This is a genomic window from Arthrobacter sp. TJ-170 (genome assembly GCF_058269305.1).
In genome coordinates, this window is sequence record NZ_JBZCNL010000004.1 from 27082 (window position 1) to 48610 (window position 21529).

Annotated in this window: 16 protein-coding genes; 4 read left to right on the top strand and 12 right to left on the bottom strand. The window is 64.6% G+C overall.

Features of this window, described 5'->3' with window-relative positions; translation table 11 throughout:
- Window positions 1-14 precede the first annotated feature (14 nt).
- Window positions 15-1511, top strand: coding sequence for a catalase (locus AC4D1W_RS08855; RefSeq protein ID WP_490889807.1), 1497 nt, complete (start codon window positions 15-17; stop codon window positions 1509-1511).
- A 48-nt stretch (window positions 1512-1559) separates the two neighbouring features.
- Here the strand turns inward: AC4D1W_RS08855 and AC4D1W_RS08860 are convergent, their stop codons facing one another.
- The 6 genes from AC4D1W_RS08860 to AC4D1W_RS08885 form a co-directional block, all read right to left on the bottom strand.
- Window positions 1560-2171 carry a TetR/AcrR family transcriptional regulator gene (locus AC4D1W_RS08860; RefSeq protein ID WP_490889808.1) on the bottom strand — a complete coding sequence of 204 codons (612 nt, stop codon included), beginning with the start codon at window positions 2169-2171 and terminating at the stop codon, window positions 1560-1562.
- A gap of 44 nt (window positions 2172-2215) precedes the next feature.
- On the bottom strand, window positions 2216-3724 hold the full coding sequence (locus AC4D1W_RS08865; protein WP_490898524.1) for an amino acid permease: 1509 nt from the start codon (window positions 3722-3724) through the stop codon (window positions 2216-2218).
- A gap of 70 nt (window positions 3725-3794) precedes the next feature.
- The gene (locus tag AC4D1W_RS08870) at window positions 3795-6350 is read right to left on the bottom strand and encodes an MMPL family transporter (protein ID WP_490898525.1); all 2556 of its coding nucleotides are present in this window, start codon (window positions 6348-6350) and stop codon (window positions 3795-3797) included.
- A 16-nt stretch (window positions 6351-6366) separates the two neighbouring features.
- On the bottom strand, window positions 6367-6981 hold the full coding sequence (locus AC4D1W_RS08875; protein ID WP_490898526.1) for a TetR/AcrR family transcriptional regulator: 615 nt from the start codon (window positions 6979-6981) through the stop codon (window positions 6367-6369).
- A 58-nt stretch (window positions 6982-7039) separates the two neighbouring features.
- Window positions 7040-8194 (bottom strand): FAD-dependent monooxygenase, encoded by a 1155-nt coding sequence (locus tag AC4D1W_RS08880; RefSeq protein ID WP_490898527.1) that lies wholly within the window; start codon window positions 8192-8194, stop codon window positions 7040-7042.
- A 138-nt stretch (window positions 8195-8332) separates the two neighbouring features.
- Window positions 8333-9769, bottom strand: coding sequence for an FAD-dependent oxidoreductase (locus AC4D1W_RS08885; protein WP_490898528.1), 1437 nt, complete (start codon window positions 9767-9769; stop codon window positions 8333-8335).
- A gap of 168 nt (window positions 9770-9937) precedes the next feature.
- On the opposite strand from AC4D1W_RS08885, the gene rarD reads away from it, so the two are divergent.
- A complete protein-coding gene (gene rarD / locus AC4D1W_RS08890; protein WP_490898529.1) occupies window positions 9938-10900 on the top strand; it encodes an EamA family transporter RarD in 963 nt (320 codons plus the stop codon).
- A 7-nt stretch (window positions 10901-10907) separates the two neighbouring features.
- On the opposite strand, the gene AC4D1W_RS08895 is transcribed toward rarD, so the two are convergent.
- From AC4D1W_RS08895 to AC4D1W_RS08905, 3 genes are all read right to left on the bottom strand, one after another.
- On the bottom strand, window positions 10908-12449 hold the full coding sequence (locus AC4D1W_RS08895; RefSeq protein WP_490898530.1) for an APC family permease: 1542 nt from the start codon (window positions 12447-12449) through the stop codon (window positions 10908-10910).
- A 230-nt stretch (window positions 12450-12679) separates the two neighbouring features.
- Entirely contained in the window at window positions 12680-14047 is a 1368-nt protein-coding gene (gabT, locus tag AC4D1W_RS08900) for a 4-aminobutyrate--2-oxoglutarate transaminase (RefSeq protein ID WP_490889823.1), read from the bottom strand.
- Between the two features lie 33 nt (window positions 14048-14080).
- Window positions 14081-15511, bottom strand: a complete 1431-nt coding sequence (locus tag AC4D1W_RS08905; protein ID WP_490898531.1) for a gamma-aminobutyraldehyde dehydrogenase — start codon at window positions 15509-15511, stop codon at window positions 14081-14083.
- Between the two features lie 147 nt (window positions 15512-15658).
- Between AC4D1W_RS08905 and AC4D1W_RS08910 the strand changes: the two genes are divergently transcribed.
- Window positions 15659-17092: a PucR family transcriptional regulator gene (locus AC4D1W_RS08910; protein WP_490898532.1), complete on the top strand. Its 1434-nt coding sequence runs from the start codon at window positions 15659-15661 to the stop codon at window positions 17090-17092.
- A gap of 2 nt (window positions 17093-17094) precedes the next feature.
- On the opposite strand, the gene AC4D1W_RS08915 is transcribed toward AC4D1W_RS08910, so the two are convergent.
- Window positions 17095-17445, bottom strand: a complete 351-nt coding sequence (locus AC4D1W_RS08915; protein ID WP_490889828.1) for a TraR/DksA family transcriptional regulator — start codon at window positions 17443-17445, stop codon at window positions 17095-17097.
- An 85-nt stretch (window positions 17446-17530) separates the two neighbouring features.
- On the opposite strand from AC4D1W_RS08915, the gene AC4D1W_RS08920 reads away from it, so the two are divergent.
- Window positions 17531-18163, top strand: a complete 633-nt coding sequence (locus AC4D1W_RS08920) for a putative glycolipid-binding domain-containing protein (protein WP_490889830.1) — start codon at window positions 17531-17533, stop codon at window positions 18161-18163.
- A 16-nt stretch (window positions 18164-18179) separates the two neighbouring features.
- Here the strand turns inward: AC4D1W_RS08920 and AC4D1W_RS08925 are convergent, their stop codons facing one another.
- Window positions 18180-19862 carry a sensor histidine kinase gene (locus AC4D1W_RS08925; protein ID WP_490898533.1) on the bottom strand — a complete coding sequence of 561 codons (1683 nt, stop codon included), beginning with the start codon at window positions 19860-19862 and terminating at the stop codon, window positions 18180-18182.
- A gap of 139 nt (window positions 19863-20001) precedes the next feature.
- A complete protein-coding gene (locus AC4D1W_RS08930; protein ID WP_490898534.1) occupies window positions 20002-21459 on the bottom strand; it encodes an FAD-dependent oxidoreductase in 1458 nt (485 codons plus the stop codon).
- Window positions 21460-21529 lie beyond the last annotated feature (70 nt).

Below are 21529 nucleotides of genomic sequence, written 5' to 3' on the forward strand. Positions count from 1 at the left end.
AAGAAGGAGAATCCATGACTGCCAACTTCAGCACGACCCAATCGGGTGCCCCGGTTGTTGACGACAGCAATTCCTCAGCACTGGGCCGCGACGGCGCCATCCCGCTGACTGACCACTACCTGATCGAGAAGCTCGCTCAGTTCAACCGCGAGCGCGTTCCCGAGCGCGTAGTGCACGCCAAGGGCGGCGGCGCGTTCGGTGTCTTCGAAGCCACCGAAGACGTGAGCAAGTACACCAAGGCCGCACTCTTCCAGCCGGGCGCGAAGACCGAGACTCTGCTGCGCTTCTCCTCCGTTGCAGGCGAGCAGGGCTCCCCTGACACCTGGCGCGACCCCCGTGGCTTCGCCCTGAAGTTCTACACCTCCGAAGGCAACTACGACCTCGTCGGTAACAACACTCCGGTGTTCTTCATCCGCGACGGCATCAAGTTCCCGGACTTCATCCACTCCCAGAAGCGCCTCCCCGGCTCCAACCTGCGCGATGCAGACATGCAGTGGGACTTCTGGACCCTCTCTCCCGAGTCTGCACACCAGGTGACCTGGCTGATGGGCGACCGCGGCCTTCCCGCCTCCTGGCGCACCATGAACGGCTACGGTTCGCACACCTACCAGTGGATCAACGAGGGCGGCGAGAAGTTCTGGGTCAAGTACCACTTCAAGTCCAACCAGGGCCACGAGGTCCTCACCACCGACGAGGCTGAGGCACTGGCCGGCTCGGACGCCGACCACCACATCCGCGACCTTTACGAGAACATCCAGGAGGGCAACTTCCCCAGCTGGGACCTCAAGGTCCAGGTCATGCCCTACAGTGACGCCAAGGACTACCGGTTCAACCCGTTCGACCTCACCAAGGTGTGGCCGCACGCTGACTACCCGCTGATCCCGGTCGGCAAGCTGACCCTGAACCGCAACCCCGAGAACTACTTTGCGCAGATCGAGCAGGCAACCTTCGCGCCGTCGAACTTCGTGCCGGGTATCGCCGCTTCTCCGGACCGCATGCTGCAGGCCCGCATCTTCTCCTACGCAGATGCGCACCGTTACCGCGTGGGCACCAACCACGCGCAGCTGCCGGTGAACGCACCGAAGAACGAGGTACGCAACTACTCGAAGGACGGCGCTGCCCGCTACGCCTTCAACTCCCCGCAGACTCCCGTCTACGCTCCCAACTCGGTGGGCGGCCCCGCGGCCGACCCGGCACAGTACGGTGCGCACGGCGGCTGGGAGAACGACGGCGACCTGGTACGCACTGCGCATAGCCTCCACGCCGAGGATGATGACTTCGGCCAGGCAGGCACCCTTTACCGGGAGGTGTTCGACGACGGCGAGAAGGCCCGCTTCCTGGAGACCATCACCGGAGCGGTTGGCGGCGTGACCATCGCACACATCCGCGAGCGCGCTATCCAGTACTGGACCAATGTCGATGCTGACCTCGGCGCGAAGCTCCGCGCCAACCTCGGCAACGGATCAGGTGCAGCTCAGAACTCCGAGGCTGAGGCCGCCAACAAGTTCTAGGCAGAACCAGAAATGAGCGGGTGGGCCGGATGGCCCACCCGCTCATTTTTATCCGCTTGAAGCATTGACCTCGCCGCCCAGCACTGTGTCGAGGGTTTGAATCAACTGATCAAGCAGAACATTGAGTGCTTCCTCCACAGCCGGCCGGTCGTTGTTCAGGACGTAGTCATACTGGAGCCCGTACAGGCCCGAGGTGAAGACACGAGCCGCGGGATTGGCCCGCTCGCGGGGAAGTCCCTGGGCGATCAGCCAGTCCGTAATGAACGAGTGCCAGTACGCGAACTTTTCCGTCGCGCTACCCCGCGGAGCCGGGCTCACCGGATCCTGCACGGCGGCCTCGATTTCCAGCCGCTGCAGGTGGCGGTTGCGCTCCATCAGCAGGGAATTCCAGCCGCCCACCAGCCACTTGCGGAAGCCGTCCGGGGTCAGGTCCTCGGACTTTTCCTGTTTAAGGACATCGTGACGGCCTTCAATGTGCCGGACGATCTCGTTGACGAGTTCCTCGCGGTTGCCGAAATGGTACACAAGCACGTAGCTGCTGATGCCGAGGCCATCGGCCAGGGTGCGGAAGCTCAGGCTCGCGAAGGTCTTGTCGAGAAGGTACTCGACAATCTGATCGAGGAGCTCGTTCTTGCGTTCCGGGTTCGGGGGGCGGGCCATGGCTGCATAGTACAGGCGCAGGGCCCGCCCCCGCTGGCCGCTTCCTAGGCGCCGGTGCGCACTTCGTCCCGTTCCGGGTGGCCCGCAGCTTCCGTTGCCAGCCTTGAATGGCGCTGCCCGTAGGCGAAGTAGATCGCGAACCCGACAACGAGCCAGATACCGAAGAACACCCAGGTTACGGTGGCCAGATTCAGCATGAGGTAGAAGCAGAGCAGCGCTGACATGATCGGGATGACCTTGCCGAACGGCACACGGAAGGACGGCTTGAGGTCCGGGCGCTTCTTCCGGAGAATCAGGATGCCCAGGCTGACGGTGACGAACGCTGAGAGAGTCCCGATGTTGATCATCTCGGCGAGCAGCTCAACCTCGGTGAAGCCGGCCAGGAGGGCCACAACGACGCCGCAGAGGATCTGCGTACGAGCGGGAGTGCTGCGCTTCTCCGAGGTTCGGCTCAGTGCACGCGGCATCAGTCCGTCGCGGCTCATCGCAAAAATCACACGTGCCAGGCCCATGAGCAGGACCATGATCACCGTAGTCAGCCCGATGAGGCTTCCTACGGAGATGATTCCGGCGGCCCAGTCCGCGCCCACGAGCTGGAATGCGGTGGCCAATGACGGCGATTCCGTTGCTGCAAGGTCGCGGTAGGAGACCATGCCGGTCACCGCGAGGGTGACGAGGATGTAGAGCACGGTCACCAGCGCAAGGCCGCCGAAGATTCCGCGCGGGAGGGTCTTCTGCGGATCCTTCACTTCCTCAGCGGACGTGGCGACGACGTCGAATCCGATGAACGCGAAGAACACCAGCGCCGCACCGGAAATGATGCCGGTGAAGCCGTACATCGCGGGCGTCGCGCCGCTGAGGAAGGAAAGAAACGGCTGCGTTGTCCAGCTGCCCTCTACCTCAGCCGGCGGTTCCGCTGCCGGGACAAACGGTGTGTAGTTCTCGCCGTTGACATAGAAGAAGCCGACCACAATGACGAACAGGACGATGGCGATCTTGATGATCGTGAAGATGTTGTTCACCCGGGCGGAAAGCTTCGTTCCGAGCACCAGAATCACCGTGAAGACCGCGACGATGATCAGCGGCCCCCAGTACATCGGGACACCCAGGAAGCTGATCTGTGACGGCACATCGAGGTTGAGCACCGCGAACAGGTCACTGAGATACACGCCCCAGAACTTCGCGATGACAGCACCGGCCATGAGCAGCTCAAGGATCAGGTTCCAGCCGATGATCCAGGCAAGCATCTCTCCCATCGTGGCGTACGTGAAGACGTAGGCGCTGCCTGCCACGGGGATGGCCGTGGCGAACTCGGCGTAGCACATGATGGCCAGAGCACAGGTGACGGCGGCCAGGACAAACGAGAGGGTCACTGCCGGGCCGGCGTTGAAGGCCGCTGCCTGAGCGCCGACCGAAAAGATGCCTGCGCCGACCGCAACGGCGACTCCCATGATCATGAGGTCCCAGGTGTTCAGCGACCGCTTGAGTGTGCGGCCCTTCTCACCTGAGTCTGCGATCGATTGTTCGACCGACTTGGTACGGAGAAGATTCACGGCTGTATGTCCTTGCTGGGGAAATGTGACCGGACAATCGTAGTGATTCCGTTATGGACGCACCTAATTGTCAGTGTCTCGTCGGAACCGGCTCCGACGCCGGGAGCCGGCGTGCGCCGTCGTCGTCCGTTTTCTCCACCAGGCGCGCGCCCTCGACATCGACATCCGGAAGGATGCGGTCCAGCCACCGGGGCAGCCACCAAGCCGAACGGCCAAGCAGGTGCATGGCCGCCGGAATCAGCGTCATACGGACAATGAACGCGTCGAGCAGCACGCCGAACGCCAGCCCGAAACCGATCGGCCGGACCATTGTCAGGTGCGAGAACACGAAGCCCGCAAACACCGCCACCATGATGATCGCGGCGGCTGTCACCACCCGCGCACCGTGGCTGAACCCGACCCGGACGGCTTCCCTAGCGGGCCGGCCGTGCACGAAGGACTCGCGCATGCCGGACACGAGGAACATCTGGTAGTCCATGGCTAGCCCGAAGAGCACGCCGATGAGGATGATGGGCAGGAAGCTCAGGATCGGACCGGGGTTGGTCACGCCGAAAATGTCCCCCAGCCAGCCCCACTGGTAGATTGCGACCGTTGCGCCGAAGCTTGCCATCAGTGAGAGCAGGAACCCTGCCGTGGCAATGAGCGGCACCAGGATGGAGCGGAATACCAGGAGCAGCAGGATCAGTGACAGCCCGACGACGATGCCCAGATACAGCGGCATCGCTTCCATGAGCTTGGCGGACACGTCGATGTTCGCGGCGGTCTGCCCGGTGACGGATACGGTCACGCCGGTAGCGTCCTCGATGCTGTCGGCCTCGGCGCGCAGGTCGCGGACCAGTTGCTCGGTGCTTTCACTCGCGGGGCCTGCCTCGGGGATGACCTGGTAAATGGCGGTCCGCCCGTCGTCGCTGATGCCGGCCGGGACGGCGGCCACGATGTCGTCGATTCCAGCGAGGCGGTCGGCGACGTCGAGCCGAAGGTCCGTGCGTTCGCCTTCTTCCTCGATCGCCGGCAGCTCACCGACAACCAGCAACGGACCGTTGGTGCCCTCACCGAACTTCTCCCCCACCAGTGTGTAGGCCTGGTAAGCGGTGGAATCGGCGGGCTCGGATCCGCCGTCGGGCAGCCCTACACGCAGTTCAAGCGCCGGGAGCGCCAGAACACCGAGCGCGACGACGCCGGCCAGCACCGTCAGGATCGGCTTGCGGGTGACGATGCCGCCCCAACCCCGACCGGCGGCATATGAATCATCCACGGAGTGTTCGTCCGCCTCCGCTTCGCTCGCTGGGTGCGCCGTCTTCCAGCGGCGACTGGAGATCACCTTGCGGCCCATGAAGCCGAGCAGCGCGGGGGTCAGGGTCAGGGCAACGAGCACGGCAACGGCAACAGTTCCGGCAGCGGAGAGACCGAGGATCGTCAGGAACGGCAGGCCGGGGACCGCGAGCGCAGCCAGCGCGATGATGACCGTGATGCCCGCGAACAGGACGGCGTTTCCGGCGGTACCGGTGGCGCGGGCGATGGACTCCTGCAGCGGCATGCCACGGAGCAGTTGGGTGCGGTGGCGGTTGACAATGAAAAGTGAGTAGTCGATTCCGACGGCGAGGCCCAGCATCAGCGCGAGCACGGGTGAAATCGAGCTCATTTGGATGACCCCGGTGAGGGCGAAGGTGACTCCGACGCCGACACCGACGCCGACAATCGCCATGAGGAGCGGCAGCCCGGCAGCTACCAGCGTTCCGAGCATGACAATCAGGACGACGGCGGCGACGAGGAGGCCGATGACCTCCGCCGGCCCGAAGATTTCAGAGATGTCCTGGACGATCTCCTTGCTGTACTCGACATTCACACCTGCGTCGGCGGCGGCGTCTGCAGCTTCCTGCACCGCTTCGCGGGTCTTCGGCGTGACGGCGTCGACCGCCGTAGTGAACTGGACGCTCGCAACCGCTGTGGTTTCGTCGTCGGACACGAACTGCACACCGGAGGAGGCCTCGAGGAGGCGCTCACCGCGCTCGAGCTCAACGCGCGCGGCGTCGAGCTCTGCCTGGCCCTCGTCGAGCTGCCCGCGCTGGGCGTCGATCTCGGCCTGGGCCGCGTCGAGTTGCGCCACGGTCGCGTCGATCTGCTCAGCGGGAAGGAAAGATTTCCCGGCCTCGAACTGCGCACGCTGCTCATCAAGCTGCGCCTGTCCGGCGTCGAGTTGGGCGGCGCCGTCGGCCAGCTGCTGCGCTCCGGTCTCGAGTTTCGCCCGGCCGTTCTCGATCTCGTCGCGGCTGTCGGCAAGCTGCTGGGCGGTCACGAACGGATCGATGACCGCTTCGACGCCCTCGACGTCGGCAACATCGGTGAGGGCCGTGCTGACTGCCTCCTTCTGTTCGCCGGTGAACTCGTCGTCCGGGCTCTGGAAAACGATGGTTCCCATGCCGCCGACGGCCTCGGGCATCTCCTGTTTGAGCTGGTTGAGGACGCGCTGGGATTCAGTGCCGGGGATGGTGAAGTTGTTGCTCAGGGTGCCGGAGAAGGCGACGGCGGAGCCGCCCACAGCGACCATGATGGCCAGCCAGGCGGAAACCACCCACCAGCGGCGGCGATAGGCGAAGGAACCGAGTCGGTACAGGAGGAATGCCATGATTGTGCGTCCTGGATTAGAGCGTTGGGTGGGAGAAGCCGTCGCGCAGCATGTTCAGCGTTGCGACGATGAAGTTTTCGAGGGTTTGCGCGGCGTCGAAATCCGGATCTTCACCCGATGCCCACTCGCGCATTGCCGCCTTGGCGCAGGACAGCAGTGAACCGACGAGCGCGTGGATATAGAGGGTCGAGGCCTGGCCCTGCAGCCGGTGCTCCACCGCGCTGATGATGCGGGCTTCGGCGCGCTCCCAGGCGAGCAGATGGGTGCCGAGGAGGTCCGGGCTACCGGCGGACATGCGGAAGAGGTCACCGCAGTCCTTCAGGTTTTCCACCTTCGTGGTGGCGGCGAGAGCGGCGATCATGGCGTCCAGGATGGGCTCATCCTTGGGGCGTGCCGCCAACTCGGCTTCCGCACGGTCCAGGAAGGACTCCGTGGATACGATCAGCGCCTCTTCGGGGCTGTGGAAGTAGTTGAAGAAGGTCCGGCGGGAGACATTTGCCTGGTCGGCGATCTGCTCTGCCGTGAAGCCGCCCATGCCGTGCGTTCGCGCCAGGTCGAGGGCCGCATGGGCGATAGCCCGCCGGGTCTCAAGCTTGTTCTGCTCGCGGCGGCTGATCTGCTGTTCTGTCACATACTTACACTAGGTGCAAGTTTGCACACCGTGCAAGTTTTGAAGGGGGCGTAACACGTTAGCGCACAGACACGGACTTACCCGCCAGTGAATTGCCGATGAACCGGCTGATGAACGGAAGACCGGAAAGCCTCAGCATCAGGCGGCGCAGCACCAGTTCCGCGCCCGATGACGGCAGGAACCAGCGCGCTGCACGCCTGCCCGTTTCCTGCCTCTCCCGCGCAACGGACATCCAGTGGTTCTGATAGGCGGCGAGACCGTCTGCGATCGACGCGGACTCGGCCAGATGATTCACCAGCACACGGGCTCCCGCAATCGCCAGTGAGGATCCCTGGCCGGCGAGCAGCGACACTGCCTGGCACGCATCGCCCACCAGGACCACCCGGCCGTAGTGCCAGCGGTCCATGTGGATCTGCGCGACGACGTCGTAATAGGGGTCAGCGGGCGTCTGACCGAGGGCATGCGGCGCGAGCCAACCGGCGCCGGCGAATTCGCAGCGCAGCGCTTCCCTCCGATTCGCCGGCAGGGAAGGTGAAGCATCCCGGTGGATCAGGAAGGCCGCTACCCTGGTGCCCCGCAGCCCATACAACCCGATTTGCCTGTTCCTCGTATCGCTGAGGGCAAACTTGCCGCTGACCTGTTCGTTGACCTCGTCATCGTCGAAGATGAAGGCTGCGGTGTGGAATCCGAGGTACTTGATGAACCGGTCTTCCGGACCGAAGACGGCTTCCCGCACGGCCGAGTGGATCCCGTCAGCACCCACCAGCAGATCGCCCTCGACAACCCCACCGTCGGAGGTATGGACGCGCACGCCGTCGTCGTTGTTCTCGATTCGAGCGAACGTTACGCCGTAGCGGAGCCGGACGGGCTCGGGGAGGCTTTCCCGCAGCGCCTCCTCCAGATCCGGCCGCATGATGCTCAGCAGCCGACCGTTGACCGCGTCCGCGAAGCGCTTGAAGCTGAGCCGCCCGGTTATGCGCCCCTTCGCGTCGAAATAGGACAACTCTTCAACTGCGTATGCGCGGGCCTTCAGAGCGGGCAGGACGCCCATCTTCTCGGCAGCGTCGTAGCCTGGACCGAAGAAATCCATCATGTAGCCCTCGGTTCTCGGGCCACGGGAAATCTCAAGAATCTCCACCTGCCAGCCGATGTCCGCAAGGTTCTTCGCCGTGGCGAGACCGGCAATTCCCGCACCGATGATGATCGCCTTCACGGTCGGTCCTTCCTGTGAGCGCGTACCGGTTCCCCCAACTGCTGGGCGCGGAAGGGCGTGTCGCCCTACGACACGCCGCTCATCTAACCGAGCCGCCGCCGAGAGGTGGGGAATCCGGCACGCCCAACAGTGCAGAGACTACTCCCCGCGGGAGATTGCGATCATGTCCTCACGGGGAACCAGCTTTACGCGCTCCCGGACGAGCTCGGCGAGGCCCGCGTCGTCGTGCAGGTAGTTGGCGCCCAGCTTCATCTCGTGGGCATCGAGCCGCAACCAGCCTTCCCACGTGGTGTAACGGACGCCGCGCTCCTCAAGGAGGTTGATGATGGCGTCCTCAGACGGATGCTCGGCCGGCGGCAGGTTCAGTCGGTCCTCCAGGAGGAAGCCGATGGTCTCGAGGGCATCGCCCTTGGTGTGGCCGATCAGGCCGACCGGCCCACGCTTGATCCAGCCGGTGCAGTAGATGCCCGGAACCGGGTTGCCGGATTCGTCGATAACCCTGCCGCCCTCGTTGGGGATGACCCCGTTCTGCTCGTCGTAGCCGACCTCCGGCAACTCCGATCCGAAGTAACCGATGGCGCGGTAGACGGCCTGCACCGGGTAGTCGATGTATTCACCGGTGCCCTCGACCGAGCCGGAGCCATTGAGACGCGTGCGCTCGAAGCGGATGTTGGCTACCTTCCCCGGGGTCTCGGGGGAATCGGAGATTTCGACGGGGCTGTGCAGGAAGTGGAGGTGCAGCCGGCGTGATGCGGTGAGTTCGGCCAGGTCATCGGGCTGCTCGACCAGCCAGTTGGTCAGCGTCTTGACCATGGTCTTGGTCTGGTTGTTGCCGGCAATCTGCTGTTCGGAGGCTTCATCGAAGTCGAAATCCTCGGGGTAGAGCACAATGTCGACGTCGCGCGAGTGGGAAAGCTCGCGCAGTTCCAGCGGCGTGAACTTCACCTGCGCCGGACCGCGTCGGCCGAACACATGCACATCCGTTACCTGCGACTTCTTCAGCGCGGCATACACGTTTGAGGGGATTTCGGTGACCAGCAGGTCATCAGCGTGCTTGGACAGGACGCGGGCAATGTCGAGAGCCACGTTGCCGTTGCCGATGACGGCGACCTCCCTGGCATCGAGCGTCCAGTCCCGGTCGACGTCCGGGTGCCCGTCATACCAGGACACGAAGTCGGCCCCGCCGAAGGATCCCTCAAGTTCCACGCCGGAAACGTTGAGGTCTGCGTCCTTCACTGCGCCCGTGGCGAAGATGACGGCATCGTAGAAGGTGCGGAAGTCAGAGAGCGTAAGGTCGCGGCCGTAGTTGACGTTGCCGAGGAAGCGGATGTCCCCGCGGTCAAGAACCTTATGGAGGGCGTTGACAATGCCCTTGATGCGCGGGTGATCGGGTGCCACACCGTAGCGGATGAGGCCATACGGCGCCGGGTACTGGTCGAAGAGGTCAATGGAAACTGCAAAGTCTCCGCCCTTGACCTCCTGCGATTTCGTCAGGATATCTGCGGCATAGACACCGGCCGGGCCTGCGCCGATGATGGCGACCCGAAGCGGACGGGCCGACGTCGTGCTGGACACTGATGCCTTCTTCCTGGTGGATTACCTGGGCTTCCCGAAGGGACGACCGCGCGCATTAGCGCACAATTCCCTATTCTAAATCCCCAATTCAGTCGGCGTCGAAACCAGTGGCGAGGCTCACCTGCGTATAGCCGGAATAGGAACGGCACGACGGCGGTTGGCACCCATGTGAGCCGCACCCGCACCACCGAGCGCCCCGCCCGCAGCGACAACGCGACGGGCATCCTTTTCGGCATCGGCGCATACGGGCTGTGGGGGCTTCTTCCCCTGTACTTCCTCATCCTGCTGCCGGCCACCGCCGTGGAAATCGTTGCGAACCGGGTGCTGTGGTCACTCATTTTCTGCGCCCTGCTGCTCACCATCCTCCGGTCATGGGGTACCCTCCGTGTGGCTGTCAGCAACCCGAAGGTACTCGGGACCCTCGCCGTTGCAGGGTTTCTCATCGCCGTCAACTGGCTCGTTTACACCTACGGCGTCACCAACGGTCACGCCATCGAAGCGTCACTGGGCTACTTCATCAACCCGATCGTGTCGGTGCTCCTGGGCGTCCTGGTGCTCCGGGAGAAACTCCGGCGGTTGCAGTGGACAGCCGTGGGAATGGGGGTTGTCGCCGTCGTCGTTCTGGCGGTGGGCTACGGCAACGTGCCCTGGATCGCGCTGGCGCTCGCGTTTTCCTTCGGCTTCTACGGGTTCGTGAAGAAGCGCGTGGGACCGAGTGTCGACGCCGTGACCAGCCTCAGCGTCGAGACGGCGGTGCTGACGCCGATTGCCGCGGCAGTGATGATCTGGCTGACGCTTTCCGGCGGAGCGACGCTCACCACGGAAGGACCGGGGCACTTCTGGATTATGGCGGCGTCCGGGGTCATCACAGCGGTGCCGTTGATCTTCTTCGGAGCTGCCGCCCGCCGACTCCCCCTGACCACCATCGGTCTGCTGCAGTACCTTGCACCTGTGCTGCAGTTCATTCTGGCCTTGACGGTCTTCGGTGAAGAAATGCCGCTGGAGCGGTGGATCGGCTTTGGACTGGTGTGGGTGGGCCTCGCGCTCCTCACCGTGGACATGATCCGTACGGTCCGGAAGAGCGCGAGGCCCCGCGATAGCGCACCGCTGGAGCAGCCCGCGGGCGCCTAGCAGGGGGCTACTCGGCCACCTCAAGCGCCGGGGTGTCCTGCCGCAGTGTTTCGCCGCGGAAGAACCCGGGGTGGGTGCGCCGGACGGCGAACATTACGAGCACGCCTAGCGCGATGATCCCCACGCCGATGACGAACACCAGGCCCACTCCGAAGATCTCCGAGCCGCTGCCGAATGCGGGGTCCCAGCTGTCCACTGCGGTCTGCAGGAACACAACCACCAGACCGAGTCCTCCGAGCAGCGGGGCGAGGAAACGGAAGACGAAGTGCCGTGCCGAGATGAATGCGCTCTGGCGGAAGTACCAGACGCAGGCCAGCGCGGTGAGTCCGTAGTAGAAGCAGATCATGAGGCCGAGGGCCATAATGGTGTCGTTCAGGACGTTGTCGCTGATCACCCGCATGAGCGAGTAGAACCCTGCGGAGATGACGCCGGCAACCACTGTCGCAAACACGGGTGAGCGGTAGGTCGGGTGAACTGTGGCGAACTTCTCCGGAAGGGCCTTGTAGTACCCCATGGCGAGCAGGCTGCGGGCCGGCGAAAGGAATGTCGACTGGAGGGACGCAGCGCAGCTCGACAGGACCGCGAGGGAAAGCAGGATCGCGAACGGGCCCATGATCGGAGCGGCCAGCGCAGCGAAGACGTTCTCCGAGATGTCGGCGTTGTTGAGGCCGAGCCCCTCGGTACCGACGCCGGCGAACATCACGGTTGCAATAGCGCCGAGCAGGTAGATTCCCAGTACGACGACGGCTGTCACCGCCGCTGCCAGACCTGCGGTCCGCTTGCCGTTCCGGGATTCCTCGCTCACCGTGAGGCAGACGTCCCAGCCCCAGAACGCGAAGATGGACAGGGAGAGACCCAGCGCGAAGGCGGAGAAGCTCTCGATGGCGAACGGATTGAACCAGTCCCAGCTGAACGAGATGGCGCCGACCGCCGCGCCCTGCTGGATGCGGCTGAACGCAGCGATGACGAACCAGGCAAGCACTCCCACCTGAAGTCCGACGAGCGCGTACTGGACGGCCTTCGTGGTCTTCACGCCGCGGCAGGAAACCCATACCGCCGCCGCGACGAACCCCAGGCAGGTCAGGATGTTCAGCCACCGGATGCCGGCGAGGTCGGCGATCGCCTCCTGGCCGGTGAGCTGGGAGAGGAACAGGTAGAAGAAATCCACGGCGACGCCGGCCAGGTTGGAGAGCACGATGATGTTCGCAGCCAGCAGACCCCACCCGCCGATCCAGCCGATGTAGGGGCCGAAGGCTTTGGTCACCCAGGTGAACGTGGTTCCGCTGTCGGGGGTGTCCGCGTTCAGTTCGCGGTAGCCGAGCGCCACCAGGAACATCGGGATGAACCCGACAATGAAGATCGCCGGGAGGTGCTCACCGATGCTCTGCACGGTGGGGCCGAGCGTGCTGGTCAGGACGTAGGCCGGGGCGATCGTGGAGATACCGATGACGACGACGGCGAGCAGGCCGAGCTGCCCCGTCTTGAGTCCCTTGCTGGAGAATTTGGGCGTGTTGTCTGGAGCGCCGGTGCGCACTTGCGTAGTGCTCATGGGTTCCTTACCTCTTTGTTAGGAAATGGTGTGAGGACCGCCGTGTGGGAAGCGGGGTATCCACTGTCACCGGAGATTCCATAAACGAATTACGTTCGTTTAGTATGCCGGTTGATGCTCCTGTGCGCAAGGACACATTGTTGCTGTCCGGTCACAACAACGGCGGCCGGCCGGTTCAGCCCCGAAGAACTGTCCAGCCGACCGCCGTCGTATTCCCTTGCGGAAGGGCGCTACTTCACCGAGCGGATCGCCGCCTCCAGGACGTCAAGGCCGTCCTTGAGAAGCTCCTCGCCGATGACCAGCGGAGGCAGCAGGCGGATGATGTTGCCGTAGGTGCCGCAGGTAAGGATGATGACGCCTTCCTCGAGGCATGCGGCTGCAATGGCCTTCGTTGCAACGGGGTTTGGCTCCCTGGAGCCGGGCATCACGAACTCGACGGCGAGCATCGCCCCGCGGCCGCGCACCTCGCCGATGATGCCCGTCTCCTCCTGCAGTGCCTTCAGACGGGGCACCACGATTTCCTCGATCCGCCGCGCACGCGCTGACAGGTCCAAATCCGTCATGGTGTCGATCGCTGCGAGCGCCGCAGCACACGCAACGGGGTTGCCGCCGTAGGTGCCGCCGAGGCCGCCCGGGTGGACGGCGTCGAGCAGGTCGGCCCGACCGGTCACAGCCGACAGCGGCATGCCGCCGGCAATACCTTTGGCCATGGTGATGATGTCCGGCACAACGCCCTCATGGTTCACCGCGAACCACTCGCCGGTGCGGCAGAAGCCCGACTGGACCTCGTCGGCGATGAACACGACCCCCTTTTCCTTTGCCCATGCGGCGAGGGTCGGCAGGAATCCGTCGGCAGGGACAATGAAGCCGCCCTCGCCCTGGACCGGTTCGATGATGATCGCGGCCAGGGATTCGGCGCCGATCTGCTTCTCCATCATGGTGATGGCGCGCTTCGCAGCCTCCTCGCCGGTGATGGCCGGGTTCTCCTCACGGAACGGGTAGCTCATGGGCAGGCGGTACACCTCGGGCGCAAATGGGCCGAAAGTGCCGTCCGGTCCGGCCTTGTAGGGCAGCGACTTCGCGGTCAGCGCCATGGTCAGGTTGGTGCGCCCGTGGTAGGCGTGATCGAATGCGGCGACAGCCGACCGGCCCGTGGCCAGGCGTGCGACCTTGACGGCGTTCTCCACCGCTTCCGCGCCCGAGTTGAAGAGTACGGTGCGCTTCTCGAAGTCACCGGGGGTCAACTCCGCCAGCTTCTCCGCCACCGCGATGTACCCCTCATAGGGGGTCACCATGAAACAGGTGTGCGTGAAGTGCTCAACCTGCTCCTTCACGGCTCCGACGACGGCGGGATCCGACGCGCCGACGCTCGTCACCGCGATGCCGGAGCCGAAGTCGATGAAGGAGTTGCCGTCGACGTCGTGCACGATGCCGCCGTCAGCGTCCGCAACGTACACGGGGACGCCGGAGGCAACACCCTTGGCGACGACGGCGGAGCGGCGTGCGTTGAGCGCGGTGGACTTGGGGCCGGGGAAATCACCGATGATGCGGCGCTTCTGCTCGAGCCGGAATTGTGGCTGGAGTGCCTGGGTGGTCATAGGAAGGTCCTTTCTGGGCCGTGTAGCGCTTGCTTAGGCGTCCAGCGCGCTCATGACGTGCTTGATACGGGTGTAGTCCTCAACGCCGTACATGGAGAGGTCCTTGCCGTAGCCGGAGCTCTTGAACCCGCCGTGGGGCATTTCGGCGGTGAGGAGGATGTGGGTGTTGATCCAGACTGCGCCGAAGTCCAGGTCGCGGGAGAGGCGCATGGCGGTGCCGTGGTCGGTGGTCCATACGCTGGAGGCGAGGGCGTAGTCGACGTCGTTGGCCATTTCGATCGCTTCATCCTCGGTGGAGAACTTTTGCACGGTGATGATCGGGCCGAAGGTTTCCTTCTGCACAATGTCGTCGGTTTGCTGGGCACCGGTGATGATGGTTGCTTCGAAGAAGTAGCCCTGGTCACCGGAGCGCTTGCCGCCGGTCGCCACGGAGCAGTGCGAGGGCAGCGCATCCATGACCGCGTTGACGGCGTTGAAGTGGTTGATGTTGTTCAGGGGCCCGAAGTAGTTCTTTGAGTCGTCGGCGTCACCCGTGGTGAGGGTCTTGGTGTGGTCAACCATGGCGGCCACGAGATCGTCGTGAGCCGAATCCTGCACCAGCACTCGGGTGATGGCGGTGCAGTCCTGGCCTGCATTGAAGAATGCGAACTCGGCGAGGGCAGCTGCCGTCTTCTTCACGTCAGCATCGGCGAAGACGATGGCGGGAGCCTTGCCTCCCAGCTCCAGGTGGGCACGCTTCAGGCCCTTGGCGGCGCCGGTGGCGACAGCGATGCCGGCGCGCACCGAACCGGTGATCGATACCATGGCCGGTGTCTTGTGCTCAACCATGGCCGCGCCTGTTTCACCGGTGCCGAGCAGCACGTTGAGGACGCCGTCGGGCAGGATCCCCTGGGTCAGCCGGGCAAGGACGAGTGTGGACTCGGGAGTGGTGTCGCTGGGCTTCAGCACAATCGAGTTGCCGGCGGCGAGCGCCGGCCCGATCTTCCAGATGGCCATCAGGAACGGGTAGTTCCATGGAGCAACCTGCGCGACGACGCCCACCGGCTCGCGGCGGACGTACGAGGTATGACCCTCGAAGTACTCACCGGCGGACTTTCCTTCGAGCAGGCGTGCGGCGCCCGCGAAGAATCGCAGCTGGTCGGCGCCCGCAGCGATTTCCTCCGAAGCGATCATGGCGCGGACCTGGCCGGTGTTACGGTGCTGGGCCTCGACGAGTTCGTCGCTGTTGGCTTCGATCGCGTCGGCGAGCTTGAGCAGCATGAGCTGGCGCTGGCCGGGCGTGACCTTCTTCCAGGAGGCGAAGGCCGTTTTGGCTGCGCCCATGGCGGCGTCAATGTCAGCCTGCACGGAAACCGGAGCTTTCGCGACAACTTCCCCGTTGGTGGGGTTGACGATGTCGATCATCTCGGTGCCGCTCGGGGTGACGAATTGCCCGTTGATGAAGTTCTGCAGGGTGGTTACCACGGCATTTTTCCTTTCGTTCCGGGACAGTACTGCCCAAATTCATTGCCGACCCTACGTGGTCCACGCCACTCCGCCTAGGTTTATCCGCACAACGCTTCACAAGAACCGTCATGCATCCGCACAAGCTCCCCCGCCTATAGTGGAGTTATGGCGATCACATTGTCGGCGCTCTTGGCGACGCCCGCGCTGAAGCTGCAGCAGGTTGGCACCAGCGAAGTCACCGACGTTCCCGTTCAGTGGGTCGCCGTGACCGAACTTGAGGACCCTCAACCGTTCCTCAGCGGGGGCGAGATCGTGCTCACCACCGGCCTGCGGCAGAAGTCAGCGACGTCGCAACGAAACTTCGTCCGGCACGTCCACGCAACGGGTGCGCTCGCCATCGGTTTCGCCACCGGCCTCAGCCACGAGAAGGTGCCCGCTGCCTTTCTGGACCAGGCCGACGAGCTCGGCCTCCCGGTGTTCCGGGTCCCGTATGAGACGCCCTTCATCGCAATCGGGAAGATGGTTGCCGATTCCCTGTCCGCGGAGCATTACGCGCGTCTCGAGAACCTGCTGAAGGGCCACCAGGTGTTGGCCGCGGCTCTGCTGAGCGGTGGCGGCCTGCCCCAACTCCTGCGCGAGCTGGCCGCGATGCTGCGCACCGACGTCGCACTTTCCCAATACGGAACGCAGCTCTTCGCGACCGGCGGAAGCGCTGCGGTATCCTCACTCGGCGAGAGAGACCGTGCATGGCACCGGGTCCCTGTGGCAACCGGGCTGAAGGACCGCTGTACCCTGGCCATCGCTGAACCCTACGAACGTGACGCCATCACCGACTACGCCCAGAGCCTGATCAGCGTCGAGCTGAGCAACCAGGCGAGGCGCAGGGCGAGTGACCGCGCCGTCGTCGGGCAGCTGCTGCAGGACGTGGTGCGCGGCACGCTGGCGGGAAGCGACGCCGCGGCCCGCCTGGGCAGCGCAGGAATCGACACTGTCCGCCGGCAGTGCATTGTGCTCGCAGATGTGGCAACCGGTCAGCGCCGCGCCTTGCGGACGCTTCCCTTACCCGGAAAGTACGACGACGTCGTGACCGCGGTCCTGGATGATCGCCTGGTCATCGCGGTGCCGGAAAGCGACGGCGAATCCGTCGGCAGGGCGCTGAGCACCTACCTGCACGGCGCCGGCTTCACCGCGAGGGTGGGCTTCGGCGGCGGCTATGCGCAGGTGAGCGGGCTGCGCTGGAGCTACTTTGAAGCAAGGGAGTCGCTGACCCGGGGGGAGCCGGTCAACCGCCCCGACCGGCTCAGCCTCACCTCGCTCCTGATGGCGAGCGAGGATGTGCCTCTGGCGGACCTGGCTGCTGAAGCGCTCGACCCCGTGGTGGCGTTCGACGAACGGCACGGCGCCGAGCTGATGCTCACGCTCGAGAAGTACCTCGCCCACAACGGGTCGGTGGCCGCGGTCGCGGACGTCCTGCAGCTGCACCGCAATACGGTGCGGTACCGGCTGCAGCAGATCGTTGACCTGACGGGCTATGACCCGGCTGTTACGGCTGACCGGGTGCACCTGTACCTCGCGTTGAACGTTCGCGGCCTGCGGTAGCCTCACCGGCCTCCTGCGTGGTCGATGCAGAACCGCGTCCAGGGACGCGCCTCCAGCCGGCCTTCAGCGATGCGGCAACCGCACACCTCGCAGGTCCCGTAACGTCCCTCGTCCAATCGACGCAGTGCCGCCTCCACTTCGGCGATGCGGGCGTCGGCATCACGCAGCAGCGTCGCAGACTGCGAGAGTTCAAAAGCAATGGTGGAGCCCTCGGGATCATGTTCATCGTCCACATTGGAATCGCGACGCAGGTCGCTGGTGGACACGATGTCCCCGTTCAGGGCCGCTTGTGTCTTACGCGATGCGGCAAGCTCGCGCTGAAGCAGGGTCCGAAACCGCTTTTCATCGCTCATGTGGCCTCCCCGACGTCAGTCTTGCAAGGATCCTACTCGCGGCACCCTCTAGCGTGGCGGCCCCGCCGATCCATAAGGTGAACGAATGGGAAATGAACTGCATACGAGCCTGCTGCACACCTGGCAGGGCATTGAGGATCCGGCCCGCCTGGATTCCGCCACCATCAACCTCGAGCCGGGTCGGTTGAGCGCACACGGCACTTCCCGAACGGACTCGTATGCCTTGAGCTGGGCGCTTACCACCACGGACGGCTGGGTAACGCGCCGGCTGACCGCAACGGTTCACGGTTACGGCTGGAGCCGCCACCTTGAGCTGGAACGCGATGACGACGGCGTGTGGTCAAGTACCGCTTCCAGCGCCGGCGAGTGCAGCCTTCCCGCTCCCGGTATCGACGACCCGTCCCTGCTGACGGGTGCCCTGGATTGCGACCTTGGCCTGTGCCCGGTCACCAACACCATGCCGATCCTGCGGCTGAACCTTCATTCAGCGGAACTTGCTCCCGTGGACGAGACCTCGATGGTCATGGCGTGGGTGGACGTGCCGAGCCTCCGCGTGATGCGCAGCAGCCAGATGTACAGCCAGCTGCGCGCTGCGAACGAAGACCGCAACGGCGTGGTGCTTTACAGCTCGGACAATCACGGGTTCACCGCTGAACTGCAGATCGACCGTGAAGGCATTGTGGTGGACTATCCCGGTCTGGCCACCCGAATTCGGTAAGTTCGGGCAACCTCCCTCACGGTCGGCCGCTGTCGGATTCACTCCCCCGCGGATTGTCGGGCAGCTCGAATGTGAAGGTGGTGCCCCGGCCCAGCTCACTGCGGCAGTGGATCCGGCCGCCGTGTTCTTCAACAATTGACCGGACGATGGCGAGGCCGAGCCCTACTCCGGGAATCGCCGCCTGGCGCACAGCCGAGGTCCGGAAGAATTTCGAGAAGACTTCGGCGCTGTCCTCCGGGCTCATGCCCATGCCGTGGTCCTCGACTTCGCAGACCACGGACCCGGGCATCTTCTGCGCCCGCACCGTGACCGTGCCTCCCGCGGGCGAGTACTTGACGGCGTTGGACAGCAGGTTGTCGAGCACCTGACCAATCCGGGCGGGATCGCTCCGCGCAATCGTGCCGTCGGGGACCTCGTTGAGGATTTCGACGCCTGCCTCTTTGCCGCGTGCAGAAATGGCGGCCACTGATTCCTTCGCGATCTCGGCGAGGTCTGTACGCACCGGGGACACGTCCGGCGGTCCTGAGGCTGCGGTGAGCAGATCGTCAACAAGCCTGCGAAGACGCACCACGTTCCGGCCGACGACCTTGAGCCCGGCCTCGGTCTCCGGCGGCAGGTCGTCATCGAGTATGAGCTCCAGGTAGCCGACGATCACCGTCAGCGGTGTGCGCAGCTCGTGCGAGACCATCGCGACGAACTCCTCCTTGGCGTTCAGCGCGTTCACGAGGTCGGTGACATCGTTGAAGGCCACGACGGCGCCCTCCCGCTTCCCGCCCTCGTCCAGCAGCATGCGGGCAGAGGCAGACAGGACACGTTGTTTGTCACCGGCGCCCACCCGGATGAGGTAGTCGGAGAACGTCTCCCCGGCAACCGCCCGGTACGCCGGGCGCTGCTCCATCGGGATGAGAGTGACGCCGTCGGCCTTGAACAGCAGGAGGTCTCTCTCGGATGCGTCGTCAACTCCCTCCGGCAATCCTGCGCGGTGTATCTCGTGCTGACGCCGGTTGAACAGGATGTCGTGGCCGTCCCCGTCTACGGCGAGCAATCCGACGTCGACCGTGTTGACCGTTGCGTTCAGCAGCCGTTCACGCTGGGCGCTGCGTTGAAGCAACTGTTGCAGTGCGTGGTCCTTCTCCTCCATGGCCAGTTGCTGGTCCATCATGCTGGCGGTCATCACGCGGACCGAGACGGCAATTCCGAAAATGATGACGGGCAGCAGAGCCGATTGGGTCAGGCTGGCGGCGGTCACCTCAGCGTCAGTGATGAAGAGCGGCACCCAGATCATCGCGAGAGGCCCCAGCAGGCTGAGCGCAAGGCAGACCTTCGGATACAGACCGGAGGCACACAGCCAGACCACCGGAAATACCGCCAGTAGCCCCACTCCCAGAACGTCCGTGCCTGCGCCGAAACGAAGCAGACCCACCGGGATGAAGTCGAGCACCGGGATGATGAGGAAGACGCCATAGGGCACGCGGTCCCACGGCGTAACCGCACAGCCCAGGAGGATGATGGCGCTCACGGCGATCCCCCACTGGAAGGAAGCGCTGGACCACACCACCGGGTGGAAGAAGATGCTGCCGATTGCCAGAAGTGCCGTGGTGATGGACAGCGGTGCCTGGCTGAGAAGCACCCGGGTCCGCATCGACAGCTCGTGGAACTGCCGGGTGTTCAACGTCAGGTAGGACAGAGCATTGTCCATGGTGTCTGCTGCTCCTAACGCTCCCGTGCGGTTCCGACAGTGCCCACTCTATAGAGCCGGGCCGCGCTGCAGCGCCCGAAAGAATCCGCGCCCCGGCAGTAAATCTGCCGGGGCGCGGTGCTGGTCCTGCGGGAGACGGTTATGCGTCGGCCTGAGCCTCGATGTGGACGCTGCGGGACACGGACACCATGTCTTCCCGGGGCACAACCTTGATCCGCTCACGAACGACGCCGTCGATCTCTGTTGCGGCGTCGCCCAGCGCGCGCTCGTGCGCATCCAGCGCCAGCCAGCCCTCCCAGGTGGTGAACTGTACGCCGCGGGAGGTCAGGAGCTCGACGACGGCGCCGTCGTCGGGCGCGCCTGCCGCCGGAAGGTTCTCAAGATCCTCCAGCAGGTAGGTGACGGTCTCGAGTGCATCGCCCTTGGTGTGTCCGATGAGGCCCACCGGTCCGCGCTTGATCCAGCCGGTCGCGTAAATGCCCGGCACGTGGGTGCCGGCGGCATCGAGCACGCGGCCGCCGTCGTTCGGGATGACGCCGCGGCGGTGATCGAATTCCACCTCCGGCAGGGCGGACCCGAAGTAGCCGACCGCGCGGTAGACGGCCTGAACCGGGTAGTCGATGTACTCGCCCGTGCCCACGGCGTTGCCCGTGCCGTCCAGGGCGGTGCGCTCGAACTTGATGCCGGTGACCTTCCCGTCCTCGCCGATAACTTCCACGGGGTTGTGGAGGAAGTGCAGGTGGAGCCGCCGGGACGCCGTGAACTCGGCGGGATCCTCCGGCTGCTCGGCGATCCAGTTGGTGAGCGTTCCAACCATGGTCTTGGTCTGGTTGTTGGTCTGGATCTGGCGGTCGGACTCCGCGTCGAACTCGAAGTCCTCGGGGTAGAGCACGATGTCGACGTCACGTGAGTGCGAGAGTTCACGCAGTTCCAGCGGCGTGAACTTCACCTGCGCAGGACCGCGCCGGCCGAACACGTGGACGTCCGTCACGGGCGAGTTCTTCAGCCCCTGGTAGACGTTGTCGGGGATCTCGGTGACCAGCAGGTCTTCGGCGTGTTTGGAAAGCACACGCGCCACGTCGAGTGCCACGTTGCCGTTCCCGATGACGGCAACCTCTTTGGCCTCAAGCGGCCAGTCGCGCGGGACGTCCGGGTGGCCGTCGTACCAGGAGACAAAGTCCGCTCCGCCGAAGGACCCCTCGAGCTCGATGCCGGGGATGTTGAGGTCGGCGTCCTTGATCGCGCCGGTGGCGAAGATGACGGCGTCGTAATGGGTCTGCAGGTCCTCCATGGTGAGGTCCGTGCCGTACTCAACGTTGCCGAAGAAACGGATGTCGCCGCGGTCAAGGACCTTGTGCAGTGCGTTGACGATGCCCTTGATGCGGGGATGGTCGGGTGCAACACCGTAGCGAATGAGGCCGTACGGCGCTGGGTAGCGGTCGTAAAGGTCAATGCTGACCGTAAGTTCCCCGGAGGCGACCGGTGCAGACTTCGTCAGGATGTCCGCAGCGTAGACGCCGGCCGGACCGGATCCGACGACGGCGACGCGCAGTGGACGCTGGGAGGCACCGTGGGAGAAAGTTGTGGGTTGCGACACGGCTGTGTTCCTTTGCTGGGTTGCTTCGGGCTAGTGATTCGATGCGCTGGGTGCGCAGATAAGGACGTTA